General features: G+C 47.3%; 20 protein-coding genes. All 20 read right to left on the bottom strand.

The annotated features are described in order from the left end of the window. Positions 1–62: 62 nt before the first annotated feature. Complete coding sequence (locus VLX91_10790) at positions 63–620, bottom strand: NUDIX hydrolase (protein HUI30694.1); 558 nt, start codon at positions 618–620, stop codon at positions 63–65. 2 nt (positions 621–622) lie between these two features. Next, entirely contained in the window at positions 623–1,045 is a 423-nt protein-coding gene (ndk, locus tag VLX91_10785; GenBank protein ID HUI30693.1) for a nucleoside-diphosphate kinase, read from the bottom strand. A gap of 53 nt (positions 1,046–1,098) precedes the next feature. Then, positions 1,099–2,055 carry a succinate--CoA ligase subunit alpha gene (gene sucD, locus VLX91_10780; protein ID HUI30692.1) on the bottom strand — a complete coding sequence of 319 codons (957 nt, stop codon included), beginning with the start codon at positions 2,053–2,055 and terminating at the stop codon, positions 1,099–1,101. Continuing rightward, positions 2,039–3,487, bottom strand: a complete 1,449-nt coding sequence (gene gatA / locus VLX91_10775) for an Asp-tRNA(Asn)/Glu-tRNA(Gln) amidotransferase subunit GatA (GenBank protein HUI30691.1) — start codon at positions 3,485–3,487, stop codon at positions 2,039–2,041. Before gatA ends, sucD begins: the two co-directional genes overlap by 17 nt. 6 nt (positions 3,488–3,493) lie before the next feature. Next, complete coding sequence (locus VLX91_10770) at positions 3,494–3,754, bottom strand: twin-arginine translocase TatA/TatE family subunit (GenBank protein HUI30690.1); 261 nt, start codon at positions 3,752–3,754, stop codon at positions 3,494–3,496. A gap of 215 nt (positions 3,755–3,969) precedes the next feature. After that, on the bottom strand, positions 3,970–4,149 hold the full coding sequence (gene tatA / locus VLX91_10765; protein HUI30689.1) for a twin-arginine translocase TatA/TatE family subunit: 180 nt from the start codon (positions 4,147–4,149) through the stop codon (positions 3,970–3,972). Positions 4,150–4,167: 18 nt separating this feature from the next. Continuing rightward, a complete protein-coding gene (gene purQ, locus VLX91_10760) occupies positions 4,168–4,863 on the bottom strand; it encodes a phosphoribosylformylglycinamidine synthase subunit PurQ (GenBank protein HUI30688.1) in 696 nt (231 codons plus the stop codon). A 1-nt stretch (position 4,864) separates the two neighbouring features. Beyond that, positions 4,865–5,173 (bottom strand): phosphoribosylformylglycinamidine synthase subunit PurS, encoded by a 309-nt coding sequence (gene purS / locus VLX91_10755; protein HUI30687.1) that lies wholly within the window; start codon positions 5,171–5,173, stop codon positions 4,865–4,867. A 112-nt stretch (positions 5,174–5,285) separates the two neighbouring features. Continuing rightward, on the bottom strand, positions 5,286–6,077 hold the full coding sequence (gene pssA, locus VLX91_10750; GenBank protein HUI30686.1) for a CDP-diacylglycerol--serine O-phosphatidyltransferase: 792 nt from the start codon (positions 6,075–6,077) through the stop codon (positions 5,286–5,288). A gap of 82 nt (positions 6,078–6,159) precedes the next feature. Further along, positions 6,160–6,828, bottom strand: coding sequence for a phosphatidylserine decarboxylase family protein (locus tag VLX91_10745; protein HUI30685.1), 669 nt, complete (start codon positions 6,826–6,828; stop codon positions 6,160–6,162). 5 nt (positions 6,829–6,833) lie between these two features. Then, on the bottom strand, positions 6,834–7,577 hold the full coding sequence (locus VLX91_10740; GenBank protein HUI30684.1) for a phosphoribosylaminoimidazolesuccinocarboxamide synthase: 744 nt from the start codon (positions 7,575–7,577) through the stop codon (positions 6,834–6,836). Positions 7,578–7,844: 267 nt separating this feature from the next. Next, positions 7,845–8,585: a 6-phosphogluconolactonase gene (gene pgl, locus VLX91_10735; protein ID HUI30683.1), complete on the bottom strand. Its 741-nt coding sequence runs from the start codon at positions 8,583–8,585 to the stop codon at positions 7,845–7,847. Next, positions 8,570–10,012 (bottom strand): glucose-6-phosphate dehydrogenase, encoded by a 1,443-nt coding sequence (zwf, locus tag VLX91_10730; protein HUI30682.1) that lies wholly within the window; start codon positions 10,010–10,012, stop codon positions 8,570–8,572. The genes pgl and zwf overlap by 16 nt, the downstream gene beginning before the upstream one ends. Position 10,013: 1 nt before the next feature. Then, on the bottom strand, positions 10,014–10,925 hold the full coding sequence (gene gnd, locus VLX91_10725; protein ID HUI30681.1) for a decarboxylating 6-phosphogluconate dehydrogenase: 912 nt from the start codon (positions 10,923–10,925) through the stop codon (positions 10,014–10,016). A gap of 9 nt (positions 10,926–10,934) precedes the next feature. Next, positions 10,935–13,313 carry a glycoside hydrolase family 15 protein gene (locus tag VLX91_10720; GenBank protein ID HUI30680.1) on the bottom strand — a complete coding sequence of 793 codons (2,379 nt, stop codon included), beginning with the start codon at positions 13,311–13,313 and terminating at the stop codon, positions 10,935–10,937. A 149-nt stretch (positions 13,314–13,462) separates the two neighbouring features. After that, positions 13,463–14,125 (bottom strand): rhomboid family intramembrane serine protease, encoded by a 663-nt coding sequence (locus VLX91_10715; GenBank protein HUI30679.1) that lies wholly within the window; start codon positions 14,123–14,125, stop codon positions 13,463–13,465. After that, a complete protein-coding gene (locus tag VLX91_10710; GenBank protein ID HUI30678.1) occupies positions 14,122–15,345 on the bottom strand; it encodes a (Fe-S)-binding protein in 1,224 nt (407 codons plus the stop codon). Before VLX91_10710 ends, VLX91_10715 begins: the two co-directional genes overlap by 4 nt. A 35-nt stretch (positions 15,346–15,380) precedes the next feature. Continuing rightward, positions 15,381–16,853 (bottom strand): FAD-linked oxidase C-terminal domain-containing protein, encoded by a 1,473-nt coding sequence (locus VLX91_10705; protein ID HUI30677.1) that lies wholly within the window; start codon positions 16,851–16,853, stop codon positions 15,381–15,383. Between the two features lie 99 nt (positions 16,854–16,952). Next, positions 16,953–17,381, bottom strand: coding sequence for a cupin domain-containing protein (locus VLX91_10700; protein ID HUI30676.1), 429 nt, complete (start codon positions 17,379–17,381; stop codon positions 16,953–16,955). 44 nt (positions 17,382–17,425) lie between these two features. Then, entirely contained in the window at positions 17,426–19,258 is a 1,833-nt protein-coding gene (locus VLX91_10695) for a TonB-dependent receptor (protein HUI30675.1), read from the bottom strand. Positions 19,259–19,266: the final 8 nt, after the last annotated feature.

The raw sequence follows: 19,266 nt of genomic DNA, 5'->3' as shown, positions 1-19,266 counted from the left end.
CTTGCACTTGTGCGGCCGTACCTGCCGTTTTTTAAAATCTACCGTGACAGCGAGAAAGAAAATCACCTCTCTAATTCTCCAATGTAGTCCAGAACAGCCGGACGTGCAAGCATCCATGCGGCGAGCGTCATCCCATCCCAAATTTCCTTCCCATCGATCGCCGCTTGAAACTCCGGAATCGTCATCTTGATGACTTCGAATTCCTCCGAAGCGTCCTTTTCCTTTTCAATTCTACTCAGACCTGACGCAAGATAAACTGTTGCGATCTCGTCGGTCGCGCCGTTGAAGGGGTTAAACTCGCCGACAAACTTCCAGCTTGAAGCACCCAAGTTGGCTTCCTCGGCAAGCTCGTTTTTTGCCGTGACAAGGGGATCGACATATTTCATGCCGCCCGCGGGGAATTCTATACTCTCCTTTTTCCAGAGATAACGGAACTGTTTCACAAGAACGAGCCTGCCGTTTTCATCCACCGGGACAACCATCGCTGAGCCAGGACTGTGCACATAGTGGTACTCTCCAGTGTCGCCATTGGGAAGGACATAGTTATCGAGCCGATATTCCCAATAAGGGTTTTTGTGAAGTGATTTTGTGTTGAGTGTTTCTAACTTTTTAAGCGGCAACTCTAAAGAAGCTCGACTAGCTCACGTTCGGAGAAGAAAAATGAAATCTCCCGGGCGGCATTTTCCGGACTGTCCGATCCGTGTACGATGTTTTCCTGCTTGCTTTCGGCAAAATCGCGACGTATCGTCCCCGGTGCTGCTTCCTTCGGATCGGTAGCGCCGATGAATTTTCTAAACTCTTCGAAGGCGTTTTCTCTTTCAAGCACCATCGGGACGCACGCTCCCGATGTCATATACTGCACCAGATCTTTGTAAAATGGGCGCTGCCTATGGATCGCATAAAATTCACCAGCAGCTTCTTCAGTCAGACGCACCATTTTCATACTTACTATTTTGAATTTCGCCTTCTGCATTCGTGCGATTACTTCGCCAATCAAGTTTTTTCGGACGCAGTCGGGTTTTAATATTGCGAGTGTACGATTCATTTCCATAATTCTTAAGATTAGATTTTCTCGTTTTGTCTCTGATTTATTGCTTCTTACTTCTTTGCCGCCGTAAACTTCTTAAATCTAGAACTTCTCCGAAGTTTTTTGGAAACCGTTACTCTTTTTTTACTCTTCAATTTCTTCCCTAATACTCTCGCGACTGCATTGCCGATTGACGCCGGGCTTTCGACCACGATGATGCCGGCCTTTTTCATCGCCGCCATTTTTTCATCGGCGGTCCCGTGTCCGCCGGAAATTATCGCGCCGGCATGTCCCATCCTTCTTCCTGGAGGCGCGGTGCGTCCCGCTATGAATCCGATTACAGGCTTGTCGAAATTTTTTCTAATGTAATCCGCTGCTTCCTCTTCTGCGGTTCCGCCGATCTCCCCAATCATTACAACTGCCTCGGTTTGACCGTCGTCTTTAAAAAGACGAAGCGCATCAATGAACTTTGTTCCGATGATAGGATCGCCGCCGATTCCGACACACGTCGACTGACCGTAATCTTTTGCAGTCACTTGCGCAACCGCTTCATACGTCAGCGTACCGCTGCGCGAGATAAGGCCGACGGTCCCCTGTCGATGTATGAAACCCGGCATTATCCCAACTTTGGCTTTTCCGGGAGAAATCACGCCCGGGCAATTCGGACCGATCATTCGAACATTCTTCTTCTTCAGATAATCATATATTCCGATCATGTCGCGAACCGGAATCCCCTCCGTGATGCAGACGATCAATCGGATTCCGGCATCTGCCGCCTCGACGATCGCATCGGGGGCAAACGCCGCCGGGACAAAAATGATAGATGTGTTTGCCTCTTCATCTTCTACCGCCTCTGCAACAGTGTTGAAGATCGGGACTTCCAGAAGCGTCGTGCCGCCTTTTCCCGGAGTTACACCGGCCACAACCTTTGTTCCGTATTCGATCATCTGACCAGCGTGAAAGGATCCTTCACTTCCTGTAATCCCCTGAACAACCAGACGCGTGGATTTGTCAACGAGTATGCTCATCGTGGTTCTTTCGGTTTTTCACGGAATGTTCGATAAAACTTGCTAACGTCAGAATCGTTTCTTCTTCAAACTGTCTTCCCATAAGCTGCACACCGATCGGCAGCGATCTCTCATCCTTCTCGATCGGCACTGAGATCCCCGGGATTCCAGCCAGGTTTGCGGAGACCGTGAAAATATCGGAGAGATACATTTGAAGCGGATCGGAAGTCTTCTCACCAATTTTGAATGCTGTGGTTGGAGCAGTAGGAGTTATTATTGCATCGACCTTCCCAAAAGCTTCGTCGAAATCCTGCTTGATGATTCTGCGGACTTTCTGAGCTTTGCGGTAATATGCATCGTAATATCCGGCCGAAAGAACGAACGTACCGAGCATGATCCTTCTTTTGACTTCAGGGCCAAACCCCTCCGTCCGTGAGCGGATATACATATCTTCAAGCTCTTCGACATCCTTCGCACGATGACCGTATCTTGCACCGTCATATCTTTCAAGATTAGATGAGGCTTCGGCCGTTGCAAGAATGTAATAGGCAGGAATGGTATAATCGAGATGTGGCAGCGAGATTTCGATAATATCTACTCCCTCGGAACGAAGCTCGTCAATCCGCTTTTCGATCGCTTCCCTGATCTCATTCGCCACACCGGAACTCAGCGTCTCTCTGGCGATCCCAAGCCTAAGATTTTTCACGTCTCTGTCAAGAAAAGAAGTATACTGCGGTACGGGTTTTTCTGCGGAGGTTGAATCTCGCTCATCGTGCCCTGCAAGGACCTCCAGAATCAGGGCAATATCGTAAACTGAATTTGCAAACGGTCCGATCACATCAAACGACGACGCGTAGGCAACGAGCCCGTAACGAGACACGCGACCGTAGGTCGGTTTCAACCCGACAACCCCACAAAATGACGCGGGCTGCCTTATCGATCCTCCTGTGTCTGTGCCAAGCGCACCATGGCACAATCCCGCAGCGACAGCTGAGGCGCTACCGCCGCTGGACCCCCCGGGCACGCGAGATGTGTCCACGGGATTCAATGTGGGTCCAAACGCACTGTACTCCGTCGAGGAGCCCATTGCAAACTCATCCGGATTGGTCTTGCCGATGATAATCGCATCTTCATCCCTCAGCCTTTCCACGACTGTCGCATCGTATGGAGAAACGAAATTTTCAAGCATCCTAGAGCCGCACGTGAGACGCTTTTCTTTGATTGCAATAACATCTTTGATTCCAAGGACGAGACCTGCAAGCCTCCCGGCTGTACCAGCTTTTACTTTCGCGTCAACTTTTTCCGCATCTTCCATGCATTCATCAAAGAGCTGAAGGAAAGCGTTCAGGTTTGAGCCTGCCTTGGCCCTCTTTAGATAGGATTCCGTGATACTCTTGCAGGTGAATTCCGCGTTAAGAAGCCGCTTCCGAAAACTCTGGTATGTGTCAGACAATCGCTGTTATGATTTTGGTTGAGCTGTAGATGAAGAATCTGTTTGGGAAACCTGCGGAGGTGATTCTATCGATTTTTGCGCTGTAGCTTTGGGTTCTTCATTAACCGGCTTCTGCATCTCATCCGATACATCACGCATGGCTTTTTTGAATTCTCTTATACCTTTTCCCAAAGACTGCGCTAAATCCGGTATTTTCTTGGGACCGAAGAATATCAAAATGACCACGACAATCAATAGGATTTTACCAATACTTAAATCTTCAAGCATCGTTAATACTCCAGAGCCACGCCATAGGTGACTCCCTTTTGTCTTCGAATTAACAAGCAAAGAAAAAATTCTTTGCTTATTAATTTAAAATTTCTCCCCTTACCTTCAAAACCATCACTAAGCACCCCCGCAGTTCAGCAGGCGCAGGATCTCAACCACAGAGAGGGACGATCCGTTCAATAACCCTGTATCTCGGCAGCTCGATGACCAAAACCTTATTTCTTTTCTTCGCTCTTCTTCTCGGGATCTTCCCGTATGTCTTTGACAGCCTTCTTGAATTCTTTCACTCCCTTACCGAGGCTTTGTGCGATTTCTGGAATTCTCTTAGCGCCAAAGAATATGACGAGCACCAAAACTATCAGAAGAATTTTTCCGAAGCTCAAATCCTCAAGCATGATCGCCTCCGTTTTTTGTCAATTTAAACTTTCAATGACCGATTTCAAAACAAACGCACCATTCGCACTCCCAAGGATTTGCTCGCTGGCCCGCTCAGGATGAGGCATCATCCCGAGAACGTTTCGGTTCTTATTGACGATGCCTGCAATATTGAGAATCGAGCCGTTCGGATTTGACTCTTGTGTAACTACGCCATCCTGCGTTGAATAACGAAAAACAATCTGGTCGTTGTCCTGCAACATTTTTAACGTGGTATCATCGGCATAATAGTTCCCGTCACCATGAGCAATCGGCACCTTCAAAATTTGTCCGCGTTTAAGAGACAAGGTGAACGGCGTTTTCACAGTTTCAGTTCTCAAGTAAACCTGGCGGCACACGAATTTTAACTTTGCATTCCTCAACAAAGCCCCGGGCAGCAATCCTGATTCGACAAGGACCTGAAAACCGTTGCAAATTCCCATTACGAGTCCTCCGTGCTCCGCGAACTTTTTCACTTCGTTCATTATCGGTGAAAATCTTGCAATTGCACCGGACCTCAGATAATCCCCGTAAGAAAAACCGCCCGGAAGAACGACGACATCGACGCCGTCAAGATCCGTGTCCTTGTGCCATAGAAATTCCACCTTCTGCTCCATAACGCTTCCGAACGCGTTGAAAGCATCCCGGTCGCAATTCGACCCGGGAAAAACCACAACTCCTACTTTGTGTGCCATCTTAACCGACCGGTTCTTTAACTTGCTTGTGCTGTGTCGAGAACCCAGCCACGGCTGTGCCAGCATGATCGAATATCTCGTACTCAAACTCCTCCGTCACGGGATTTGCAAGAAGTTTTTCACACGCAGACTGGATTGAACTCCTTGCCTGCTCGAGATCATTCTGATTTATAGAGATTTCAATATTCTTGCCGGTTCTGACGCCGGTAAGACTTGAGAAACCCAGATTGTGCAGACTGCTTTCGATAGCTTTTCCCTGGGGATCCAGTATTTTTTTCTTCAGCGTAACCTTTATTATTGCCTTATACAATTCTTACTCCTTAATCTAACATAGCTCGTATCGAACAATCTCAAACCAACAAGCACACTAATTCTGAATATTGACAATTTGTGTCCCAGGGTCATCGCCCTGTAATCTAAGCTCAAATATCAAAACTACTGAGCTCGACATCTTCCTCTTCTTCTTCACGTTTCGGCGGAGAAAGAAGAGCCTTGATGTGCTCAACCACCCAGCGGACCAATCCGCCGACTATGTAGAGAACAAATAACCAGAAAAGCGCCTTACCTAGTGTCGCAATTATAATTAACAGCGATATCATAAAAATGGAAAACTTCATCGGATGTGAACGAACTGCGCGCCTGCTGAATTTCGGGATCGTATCGTAGCGAACAGTGCTTACCATTAATAAAGACAGAGAAACTGCTATTGCAGGAAGTACTATGGCATCTGTGTCGAGAGCTCCCATGGTCCTATCATAAAATGAAAGAACGAACGAACTGATCACGATTGCACTCGAGGGGATAGGTAAGCCCTTGAAATAATCCTTGTCGAATCCGACAAGCTGGACGTTGAATCGCGCAAGCCGCAAGCCACCGAACACCATAAGCATCGCACTTGAAAGAGTGCCAAGCGGCCCGAGGGTATGAAGTCCGATTCGATAAATCATGAACGACGGTGCGACGCCGAACGAAACAAGGTCCGAAAGCGAATCGAGCTCCACGCCAAACTCGCTGGAACTTCTTGTCAGGCGTGCCATGATGCCATCGAGACTGTCGAAAATTGCTGCAAGTATTATAAGCCATGCCGCCGAAGCATAATCTTTATCGGCAGATGACAAGACCGACATGAAACCTGAAAACATGTTGAGAATCGTGAAAAAACTCGGGATGACCGCTCTGGAAATGTGAATATTGTATTTTCTTTTTCTACTCATTCAATCATTACTGCTTTTTTCCCGATCATCACGCCCTAAACATGATCTGCGCGGTGCCGCAAGGCGGCACTTTTCACGTACCTCACGGCTCACTTTGCATCACTCCGATTATAGTGCTTCCGGCAAAAATCTTATCGTTCAACTTGACTTTTACATCGCAATTTAATGGAAGGAGAACGTCGACGCGAGACCCAAACTTAATCATTCCGAATCTTTCGCCTGCGGTGACTGTCTGACCTTCCGAAAGATTGCATACGATCCTGCGTGCTATAAAACCGGCTATTTGCTTGAACAAAACTCTGGCGCCTTTATTTTCAATTCCGATCAGCATCCTCTCGTTTCTATCGCTTGACTTCTCATCGAACGCGACAAGATATTCTCCTTTAACATATTTGAGAAACTTCACCGTGCCATTTACCGGGATTCTGTTTACGTGCACGTCGACCGGCGACATAAAAATGCTGATCATCTTCGCACGGCTTCGCAGGAACTCGGGTTCCTCCACCTCGCTGCAAAATACCACCCTGCCGTCGGCAGGTGATATCACAACATGATCACCGGACATCTGTAAAGTCCGGTCAGGATCGCGGAAAAAATAGAACGTGGAGGCTCCAGCTGCAAGCGCTGCAATATCAAGAATTACTTTGGCCGGTGCGCTCGCAACAAAAAAAGAGACAAATACCGCTGCGACACACGACAGCACTACAACTGCGACAACGTCGTAACCATAGTGAGCTAGCCGGAGAAACATCTTTGTTAAGCCTTGCGCTTTGGAGGTGCGGCGCTACGCTGGAGGGAAGGAAAGATACGATCATAGACCAATTGATATTGCTTAGACGCCTCGCGCGAGTCACGGGCCTCCACAACGGAAATCTCTTCATCGGTCGTGTTGTCAATCACGGTTATGTTTTCGGGAGAAATTTCATCGCCGAGCATTATCATGCCTTTATGCTTGCCGAACTTCATCGTGATGTCTACAAGAGTAAAACCGCGTCTTTCAAAAAAACTTTTCATGACTGCATCAATTTTGCTTGCCAGTCGTGTCATCGTCCGGAAATCATCCGGCGACAAGATTTGCAGCGCGTACAAATGCGTATCATTGACGAAAGACTCCCCCACCTCATTCTTCAGAAGATATTCGAATATCGGGAAATCCAACAGTTGCCCCGATTTGAAATGCTTGAACCTCTTGGCAAATGAATGGGATGCTAAATTTCGGACAGTTATTTCAACGGGAATGATATTTAAACGCTTCACAAGAAGCTCTCCGCCCGATTGGCTAAAGAAATGAGTCGGTATCTGGTAAGTCTCCAAATACGCGTAAATAAATGCCTGCAACTCCGCCGCAATCTTTGGTCTTTCTTTGACTTTGAAGACCTTCTTCCCGTCAATTGCTATTTCAGATCGAAACTCTGTCAGGAGAATATCATCCTGAGGAAGAGAATAAAGAACCTTCGAGCTTCCTTTGGAAACGATGACTCTTTTTTCCTTATTTGCCAATAAACCTCCGGTGAATTCAAGAAATAATAACAAAAACGATGACAAAAGTCAAGGTGCTAACTTATTGATTTAGCGGAAGTTATAAATTTTCTTATCCTACGACAATTTCACTAAAAATTTGGCGAGATAATCCGTAAAATCTTTAGGGGAAAAAGCAAAAAAAGAGGTACTGCATACGAGCAACACAGTATTTCAAGGCTGTAGCCCTGGGTGAAATCCGCCCTCTTCAAACTACAAAGGATCGGCTGATATTAGCCTCCCAGTTTCTTACCTCCCATCAGGTGACGCAGACAAATCAATCCACCAGACTGGCCTGCCATTTTTAGGGATGATTCCGACCGCAGGGCAAGCATGATAATCGAACCAGTTGTCGAGAATTCTTCCCATGATTTCCGCTTTGTCGGTGCCGGAGACAAGAAAGTAGACCGCCCCGGCGCGATTCAGAACCGGGAAAGTAAGCGTTACACGCCGCGGTGGAACCGCATTCACATGCACAGCTAATACCCACCTTTCCTCTTCATCGAGTGCCAGCGAATTCGGAAAAAGAGAGGCAGTGTGCCCCTCCTTTCCTATTCCCATGACGGCGAGATCGAAAGTATTTCCGTCGTCGGAGAAAAATTTTCGCAACTCAGTTTCGTAGGATCCTGCTGAAATCTCAAACTCCAAATAATCAGTTGGAATAGGATGTATGTTTTCTCTCGGGATAGAGAGCAGATCAAACAAGTTTTCCTTCGCCATCCGAAAATTGCTCAGAGGGTCCATGTGCGGAACGAAGCGCTCATCGCAAAAGAAAACGTGAACAGATTTCCACGGGATTGAATTACGATACGTCGTGGCGAGGATGCGGAATAGAGTTGTTGGAGTATTCCCTCCTGACAATGCAAGATGAAAAACGCCTTTTGAAGCAACGACTTCTTTGATGAGTTCGGCGATATTTTCCGCTACGGCCGAGCTAAGCTCAATGAGGTCACGGAATTTTCTTACCTCACCAATCACATCGTGCACCATTTCTCACCGTCGAGCAATCTTTCGGCTTCCACCGGTCCCCAAGTTCCTGAAGCGTACTTGTACACATCAGAACCACCGGATAAAAGCGGCGTGTAGAGTTCCCACGACGATTCAACTTCGTCAGCGCGAACGAACAATGTCTGATCGCCTTTCAGAACATCGAGGAGCAATGTCTCGTATGCGTCAGGCAACCGTCCGAAAATCTCGGAATACTCAAAATGCAGACTCTGAGTCGTAAGTTTATATGATTCGCCCGGTTCTTTTACTTTGAAGTACAAGTCAAAACCCTCATTGGGCTGCAGCGTGATGATGAGTCTATTGGGTTGAATATCTTTTATGGAAAATTGTCTGAATATGGAGACAGGGGGACGACGGAAAGTGATTGCGATCTCTGTTGCCTCTTTGAACATCCTCTTCCCGGTTCTCAACAAAAAAGGTACGCCTTGCCACCGCCAGTTTGAGATATTCAGTTTTACTGCGGCATAAGTTTCGGTGCGTGAATCGCTGCAATTGATTCCTTCCTCCTCGCAATATCCGACGACCTCTTTTCCTTCGACAGCGCCGCGCGTGTACTGACCGCGCACGACATCCTCCGGAGAAATCGGCGAAACAGCCCGAAGGACCTTCACCTTTTCGTGACGCACATCATCGGCTTCCAATGCCGTCGGTACCTCCATCGCCACGAGCGTCATGAGTTGAGTCAAATGATTTTGTATCATATCGCGCAAAGCGCCGACTTTGTCATAATAACCGGCCCGATGTTCGAGACCGAGAGTTTCTGCAACCGTTATTTCGACTCTTTCAATCCTGTCGCGGGACCAAAGTGATTCGAACATCGCGTTGCTGAAACGAAAAGCGAGAAGATTCTGAACAGTTTCTTTTCCGAGGTAATGATCTATTCGGTAAACCTGCGACTCATCAAAATAGGTGTGCACCAGCCGGTTCAAATCTTTTGCAGATTGCAGATCTTTCCCAAATGGTTTTTCAACGACGAGCTTTATCTCGCCGCCGCTTTTGTTCAGACCAACTTCCCCGAGATTCCTGATCGTATTCGGAAAAATCGACGGCGGAACTGCGAGATAAAAGACCCTGTTTCCCGTCAGGTTGAGATCCTTTTCCAATTGTAAGACTCTGTTCGCAAAGGACTTAAACTCCTCCAATGAGCCCGTACCAACGGATTGATAATAAAGCCAATCGAGCGAATCGATATGGCTTGTGTCCACATTTTCCTCTTCCAGCGATCTTGCTACAAAGTCGCGGTACGTCGAGTCGTCGTGTTTCTTTCCACTTCCCGACCCGATCAAATAAAATTCGGATAAATTTTTCTCCCACAATTTGCAGATTGCCGGAAGAAGTTTTCGCCTTGCCAGATCGCCGGTGCCTCCTATGATTATGAACAAATACGGCGGTATCCTCTTACTGTTCATTTTACTTTTCCTCTCCTTTTATGGCATGTCCGCCGAACTCGTGGCGCATCATTGCCAGAAGTCGATTTCCATATTCTTCGCTGTCCTGGCTTGCAAATCGCTCATAAAGCGATTGAGCTATGATGGGAAGCGACACACCAAGCTCAATTGCTTCCAATGCAGTCCATCGCCCTTCTCCGGAATCTGCGACATACGGCGCAACCTTGGTTAAGTTCTGGTCGTCCTGCAATGCCGCAGCCGTCAAATCGAGAAGCCAGCTTCTCACAACGCTTCCGTATCTCCAAATCTCAGCGACCTGATGCAAGTCCAGGTCAAATTCAGTTTTCCTTTTCATCAAGTTAAAGCCCTCAGCATATGCCTGCATCAGACCATATTCAATTCCATTGTGAACCATCTTCACAAAGTGCCCTGCACCATTCGGTCCGACGTGTCCCCATCCTTTGTCCTTCGCAGGAGCAAGCGCTTCAAAAATCGGCTTCAAATAATCCACCGTTCCTTTTTCACCTCCGACCATGATGCTATATCCTTCCTTCAATCCCCAGATGCCGCCGCTCACGCCTGCATCAATCATTTTTACGCCGTGATCGGCAAGTTTTTTCGCTCGACGAATTGAGTCTCTGTAGTATGAATTACCTCCGTCGATCACTATATCATCTCTGTTCAACCCGGCGATCATAATGTCAATAGTGTCATCAACGGGCTTGCCGGCAGGTACCATTACCCAGACTGTTCTCGGTAACTTCAATTTTGAAATAAGATCGTCAATCGAATTCGCCCCGATGTTTCCTTGATCCACAATTCTTTTAACCGCTTGCGCATCCCGGTCGTATCCAACAACCTTGTGGCCGCTTTTCAAAAGACGCTCGGCCATATTGGCCCCCATCTTGCCAAGCCCGATCAAGCCTATTTCCATAATTTCTCCTTATTCAATAATAACTGAAAAGTCATTTCCTTCCCACCTTTGTGAATCCCTCCAATAATATGTAAACAAAATTTTTGTGTCGGGGTTCAACCCTGCAACGTCCAGGTCGGCGGTGTGCAAGCCAAGGCCGGTGTCACGGGTGGGTGTATCCGTCACGGTCTTCCAATCATCCGCCGACCAGTGAATTATCGCGGGCGCAAGGACTTCGATTCTCAACTTCAAACCTTTAGGCATTGTTTTGATCTTGTGGTTGAATCTCCATGAAGCATAATTGGACGGGTGCTTTTCTTTGACATACCGTTTGACGGTTTGCGGCGGACGATCAAAAACTTTTTTCTCTTCGATGGATCTGACGAGTTTGATATATTCCGCGTGGGCCCAGACCAGCGGCATAGCCGAGCCGGAAGGTTTCCAGAAAAATAACTCTCTCTCCGGAATGTCATGCGAATCCCAAATCTGCTCGGGCAACAAACCACCTTCTCCTGCAAATGATTCCATTGTTTTCAAGAGTTTCTTCGCCTCAGAAACTCTTCCGCATGAAAGCTCGAAGTGTGCCCTTTCTCCCGTGAGGAGCGGCCACAATCTCCCGATGCCTGTTCCATCGAATGCACTTCCGTCTTCATGCTCGCCATAGCCATCGTCATTATACCTGTGCCATGAAGGACCCGCCGGCGTTTCGGTACGTAACAATTTATCAATCGCTCTGACAGTATTTTGGATGCGTACGTCTCTTCCGTCGCGGAGACCAAGACGCACGAGCGCAAGGGCATCCGGGCTGAGGATGTATGTTGCTTTCATACTCGAGCTTCCGGGCGGCTTGTTCTTGATAGGGACAAATCCATCCTTTGGAGAACCAGCCTCAGCGATATCAATAGGTGAAATTCGGACGTAATAGCCATCAATACCAAGCTGCTGGGCAAGAGTCGTCTCGCAAACGTAAATCCATCTTTCGATATTTGAATTCCATATGTCGGCGGTCTCCAATAGATAGTCGGCAATTCTCTTCTCGTTAAATTTTTTTGCATATTCCGCAGCCACTACAAGTGCCGCAATCTCAGAAGCAAGAGTAAACGGCGTGTAGCCAGGATCTTCTTCCCACCGATCCTCCTGGCTGACCGGACCATTTCGGACGACAAAGCCCGCAGCTCTCTTCATCATCGGCCAAAAGCTTTGCACATCACGATTCGAGATGATGCCTTTGCGAAAAGCAAGATCAACGAGTAGGATCGGAAGTGCGGATTCATCCATCTGTATTCCGTTCCAATAAGCTTTGCCATCCATCCACATGTTTTGCGGCCAATGGCCATCCGCTTCCTGCGTCGCTTCAAGATATAACAGAGCTTGCCGGACCTCGTCCTTTGCACCGATTGCGACAAATGCTCCGGCAGCTTCCACCATATCCCGGGGCCAGACGAGATGATATCCGCCGAGGTCATCGTCTCCTTTTGAAAAGCCCCAGGGAATAGATAGGCTTGCTATGATTCCGTGCATGTTGACGCCGGTGTGTTCCTTCAAGACGACTTTGCTTATGTCATACAGGCTGGCTCTTAGTTTCGGCGACCACAAATTATTGCTCCATCCGCTCCAAGACCTTATATAGATTTCTTGTGATTCTTCAAAGCCGCTCTTGAGTGAAACGAGCGCGTGATGGCCCGCTTCGTCCATCGTTCCGCCAAAACCCAGAGAAAGAATTGCAGCGTTGCCCGACGATCCAAGATCCAGCTCAGCGACCAGAGCCACATTCCCATTTTTGGCGCATTTATAAAAATTCGTGAGTTTCTTGTTGGCTTTGAGATCCTGCCAGCCATCCGAGTACCCGACGTAGCCGGCCGAAGCCAGCTTCATAGGCACCGACGAAACCATTGCGAGAGAGAATCCCCTGTGGGTTGCCATCAAAGCGGGTTCACCTTTGATGTCTCCAACCCAAGCCGTGTTTCCTCCACCACGATTTGCGATGTGAGGAGCTAAGAGCACGTAAATATGATAATCACTTTTCTTAATTGGAATGAACTTGACCTTTTGAAGCATGACCGGTCTTCTTGGATCAGCGATGAGTTTTTTTTCTATTCGGTATCGGCCGCTTGTACATTTATTAACGAGAATATAAGCTGGAACTCCGGGAGCCATCAGCTTTACAGAATGCTCAGTATCTCTCTTTTCTTCTGAAAAGTAATCGGCACCATCAGTTACAATAAATTCCATATCGCGGATCATCGCCTGGTCCATGCGCGGATAATAAATTTCGTTCAATATCCCATGCGATATGGTAAACCATGTCGCGCTGACCCCGGTAAAAGCAGTACCGACTCCGCACTTCGCGCTGGAGGTCCAGCGTGGTACTATGCCGGGCCAGCCCGGTGCATTCTCCGGATTTGACATTTGGCTATCCTCTCTCTACAACAATAATAAATAACGAACGGGCTTTTGGCAAGGAAAGTTCGATAAAATAAAATTAAAGATTATTCATGCCATGGTGCATAAAATCCATCGAAATACGGGAAAGGCGATGTCTCGGACTTCTTCGTGAATCAGCGCTTCTTAAGCACCGGCACCATCAAAATTCCGGCGACGAATCCGCCGATGTGAGCCCACCAGGCAATTCCACCCGATGTGTCGAGGCCGATGGCCTGCAGTCCGCTCACGAATTGCATGAAGAACCAGAATCCGATAAATAAGAAGGCAGATATATCGATGATGTCAAAAAAGAAGAAGATGGGGAGAAGAGTAACAATCTTCGCGCGCGGAAACATCACGAGGTAGGCGCCCAGCACTCCGGATATTGCGCCGCTTGCACCGATCGTCGGCACAGAAGACCCAACACTCGAAAGCAACTGTATTACCGCGGCCGCAAGCCCGCTCAAAACATAAAACGCCAGATAATTTCCGTGACCTAATCTATCTTCGACGTTATCGCCGAAAATAAACAGGAACCACATGTTGCCGATTATGTGCAGCCAACCGCCGTGGAGAAACATGGAAGAGAAAAATGGGACATACCTGTTTATTAATTGGGTATGATGCTCGACCGCATAAAAATATCTATGAGATATCAAGCCATATTTGACAATGAAATCGTCGAGATGTCGCCCCAGGGACAATTCGTAGAAAAAGACAACGACATTTGCCGCGATGAGAAGATAGTTTATGAATGGAAAGATGTGAGACGGATTCCTGTCTTTAAGAGGAATCACCCGGCACCTTCCTTCTTGTAGAGTCTGTTCAGAACCGTGGCGGGATGAAGAACCTCTATCCCCAGGTTTTCTTTTTGAATTCCCGAGCCTATTTGCGCAAGACAACCCGGATTGCCGGTTATGACCAAACGGGCGCCGCTCTTTTTTATATTATCAATCTTCCGGTCAAGTATCTCGGATGCATCGCGGAATCGCAGCACATTATAAATCCCCGCACTACCGCAGCACCATGTCGCTTCATTCAGCTCTCGAAAATTATCTCCGGCGATTTCAACGACAATCGAACGGGGTTCTTCACTGATTCTTTGCGTATGAACCAGATGGCATGGTTCATGGTACACTACCGGCTCGGTAACCTTGCATTGGGTTTTTTTGAATCCTGTCAGATAAACGAATTCTGAAAATTCCCTGACTTTCTTACTAAATTTTTGCGCCCTTTCTGAATAATTAGGATCATCAGACAGCACTTCAGCGTACCGCTTCATAAAGGCGCAGCAGCCGGCTGAATTTACCACATAATATTCTGCGCCAGATTTCTCGAACGCCTCAATATTTTTTTTTGCGAGTCGTTTTGAATACTCCGCGTCACCATTGTGTCCACCGAGCGAGCCACAGCATACTTGTCCCCGCGGTACCATGACACGCCAGCTGTTAATAAGAAGGACATCGATAGTATCGCGATTAACATCCGCATAGAAAACATCCATGACACAGCCCGTCAGGACAGCGACCGTGCCGCGAATGTCTCCTTCGGGTTCGCGTGTCTCAGGGATTGCTCGGAAGACAAATTTATTTGAAACTCGAGGCATCAACTTAGCACGCCCGTATAGCATCGGGGAAAACACTCTTAGAAACGTGAGCACACCTCTTTCAAACAAACTGTCCTGGTAAAATCTTATGACTACGGCAAGCACCCGCAAGACGCTTCTTCGTTCGACAAAATTTCTTACGATAAAATTTTTCAAACGGAGAAATTTTTTCTTTTCGACAAGCGTTCGAGCCGCCTCGACAAGCTCACCGTATCTAACTCCTGCAGGACAAGCGGTCTGGCACGCCTGGCAATCAAGACAAAAATACATTTCTTCCATGAAGGCATTAGTAACCGGAAGCGAATCGTTCATGATATTTTTCATCAATCGGATTCTTCCCCTCGGCGAATTCTTTTCCAGACCGGTCAATTCGTATGTCGGACAAACGGGCAGGCAAAGTCCGCAGTGCATGCATTGAGTTAGGAGATCATCGGAAATTGTTGGCTTCAAAAATAAGCCTCTGATGGATTGTCCATTTTGCTAACGATCTTCTCGATTTGCTCCTTGCTTTTGGGCAGTGCACCCTCACAACGCGGCTTAACCGAGATAATCTTGCCGGGATTGAGAACGCAATTGGGATCAAACATTTCCTTCGTTTGCTTCATCCATCTAATGAACGAAGTATCATAGAGTTCTTCGAAGAATTTCTTCTTTGCAAGCCCCACTCCATGTTCGCCGGTTATCGTACCGCCAAGATCGACAGCCTTTCTGAATATTTCATCGAACGTTTGCTCAGTTCTCTGGATTTCGTCCCTGTCTCGTTCGTCGGTGAGGCCGGTCGGATGCAAATTCCCATCGCCCGCATGGCCGAAGGTTCCGATTTGTACATCATATTTCTCCGCGGTCTCGCTTATAAAGTCAACCATTGCAGGAAGTTCGCTTCTCGGGACTGTCACATCTTCAAGTATTGTGGTTGGGCGAATTCTCGCGAGAGCTGCAAAAGCGGTTTTGCGAGCAGCTTTTAATTTCGTACTTTCGGCTTCGTCCTTTGCGATCTTAATATCACTCGCTCCAGAATTCTTACAGATCGTCCTGATCATTCCAGTGTCCTCTTCAACGGCTGAGATAGCACCATCGACTTCAATCAAAAGCAGTGCGCCTGTATTTACATCGAGTCCCAGGTGCGCAAAATCTTCAACCGCTCGAATTGTCGGATTATCGAGAAACTCGAGCATTGCCGGCATTATTCTCTTTGCGGTTATCTCTGAGACTGTTTCCGCCGCCTTGGTCATAGAATCATAAAAAGCGAGAACGGTCCTGTTAGACTGCGGCATCGGAATCAGTTTGAAAAGTATTTTTGTGAATATTCCAAGCGTTCCTTCGGAACCAATTAAAATATCCTTCAGGTTATATCCGGCGACATCTTTCGTATTCTTGCCGCCGATATGCATGACTTCGCCGGTTGGAAGGACGACCTCTAATCCGAGGACGTAATTTTTCGTAACGCCGTATTTCAACCCGCGCAAGCCGCCTGCATTTTCTGCGACGTTTCCTCCGAGCGTACAAATCTGTGAGCTGCCGGGATCGGGCGGATAAAAAAGGCCTTCAGATTCTGCAAGCGACTGAAATTTTCCTGTGATCACACCGGGTTCAACCCATGCAGTCAAATTGTTTTTGTCGAGTTCGATGACTTTATTCCATCGAGTCATGAGAAGTACGACAGAGTTTTCTGTAGGTATCGAGCCGCCGCTTAGTCCGGTCCCCGATCCGCGCGGCACCACCGAAAATTTTTCCTCGTTAGCCAACAGCATCAATTTGCTGATCTGCTCTACCGACGAAGGAACCACAACCGCCTCCGGAAGTGAGCTTAAAAGCGGCGTTCCGTCATATGAATAGGCGATTCTATCTTCCGCAGAATCGAGAACATTTTCTTTCCCGAAAATTTCCTTCAGCCTCTTCCTTATGCTATTGGTTATCATTCCTCTCGTTTTAATTTAACAAAAAACCGGAGAGAACGGAATTAGAATTCGGACGAAAAGCGGCTGGTTATCCTTTACCTCCGCAAGTAGAAGAGATACTTACTTTGTTGGGGCCACGATGTAAATATACTTTAGTGGAGACGAACCGTCACAATAAACATTGTGCTGATTGTTCGGCGGAATATATACAACCATTCCCTTCTCGATATTTGTCTTTCCAAGATCTTCTACGTCCGCGTAGCCGCTGCCATCCAGAATAACGAGGAGTTCTTCATGCTGTCCAGTATTATGCGACCCTACATTCTCTCCCGGTTGAAGAGTCACAAAGCCGGATCTCATCTGAACACTCTTCGTCGAGTCGAGGATGGATGTGACCTTGTCAGTCTCATTTTGAGAGAGGTGAAGAATGAATGGAACGCAATTTTTCCGAGTCTTTTTTTCAGAACTGTCAAAAGATGTTATGAAAACTACCGACAGCAGCAAAGTTGTCACGAGAAGAATCGATGAAACTTTTTTTCGAGTTGTCATATTTATACTCTTTCATTTTTGTTGATAATTTTAATCCAGAACCTTTATCGCGTTCCGAGACTCAAATTCAATCCTGCAAACAGCGTTCTGCCCGGCATCGGGTAATCGTAAATTGTCTGATAACTGCTGTTGAAGAGATTTTCTCCAGAGACATAAACGTTCACGAATTCTGCAACCTGATAAGAGACACGTGCGCCAAGCAATGTATAGTCAGGAAGTTTTTCCTGTGATCCGTCGGCACCATAGAGCACTGCGATATGCTGGAAAGTCAGATTGGCAGTAGCACGATCGTAAACGTAATTAACCCCGACAAACAACTTGTGCTTGGGAGTTTCATAGGTCTCCTGCCCGGGTTCGACAAAGCTGTAATTTGCATTTATCTTCAGCCCATCAATTGGTACGCAGTGCCCGCCGAATTCGATGCCCTTATGAGTAAAGCTGCCGGAGTTTACAAATTGCGAGAAAGTGGCCCACCCTCCTTCGATAAGGTTACTTCCCTTTTCGACGAATCCTGTCAACTCAACGGCGACGCGATCGCTCACACCTTGCAGCAAGCCGATTTCATAGTCCCACATCTTTTCCGGCTTCAAATTAGGGTTCTCCAAGGGGAAAAAGATATAGAGCTCACCTATGCTTGGGTTTCTGTAGCCTTCCGACACGGATGCCTTCAAGGTCGTGGAATTTGTCGCGCCCCATGATATGCCTGCCGACGGCACGATCTGATTTCCGAAAGTAATATTGTGCACGAACCTCGCACCGGCATCGACCATGATCTGATCCATAAGGAACTGCTCTACCATCGCATAGATTCCAGACTCATCGATGTAATGAATGCCGTAATCGGTACTCGCATCATAAGCACCTCCACCATAATGCTGAAAATCCTCACCGACAGTGATAACGTTACCCTCAAACGGCCTGAAGTTCTGATATATTACACCGCCTAAATTTCTATCGTCAGAAAGAAAGCCGCCAAAGATCGAATGATGTCCGTAGCTGTAAAACAATTTCAGAGATCCGTCTGTCTGGGCGTACTTATCATCGAGAGAAATGCTGCCCGAGCTTCGAAGAATGTCGAACCAGTTGTCAATCAATGGCGCCGATTCCGGTCCTGGATCGTATGTTTTGAACTTGTTAATACTTCCTGTCGCATGGAGATCAAAATTCTCATCGACATTGTATCCCGCATTCAGATAACCGTCATTGGTGTTGAAGCTTGAGTATGATCGGCTTCCGTCGGTCTGGTCATGGTCACCGGATACGAGAATATTAAATCTACCGTCGTTATAACCGAGCCCGCCGTTATACTCCTGCGTATCGAACGATCCATAACTGGCTCCGCCTGTGAACTCAACTCCGTTTTGTTCAGCTTTCTTTGTAATAATATTGATCACTCCGCCCATTGCGTTTGTCCCATAAAGCATGCTTGCAGGTCCGCGAATCACTTCGACTCTCACAGCGTCCTGGCTAAGATAGGAATCGGGAAGTGGATGTCCGTAGAGCCCCATGAATTGCGGGACTCCGTCGATCATCACAAGCACCTGTGTGTTCGGATTTCCACTTAAGCCACGGATGCTTATCGTCCCAGCAGGATTTTCTATTCCATAACCGATGACGCCTCTTTGAGGAACATACAGCCCCGGTACCTCTTCACTCAGTGCATCCAATAATGATATCTGACCGCTCGACTGCAGATCAGATGAGGTAACGACAGAAACAGATGCTGGCACATATTTTCTGCTCAGTCCTTCTTGCGTGCCTGTGACCACGACCGGCTCGGTGTAGTACGTCTTTGTCGAATCGGATTTCTGCGGTTGAGAATATGCAGATGAAATACAAACAATCAATGATAATAAAATGTACCTAAGATAATTCATGATTTCTT

The organism is Candidatus Acidiferrales bacterium (genome assembly GCA_035515795.1).
Lineage (GTDB): Bacteria > Bacteroidota > Ignavibacteria > Kryptoniales > JAKASW01 > JAKASW01.
The sequence above is the reverse complement of the archived record's forward strand: the minus strand, read 5'-3'. Positions and strand labels throughout refer to the sequence as shown.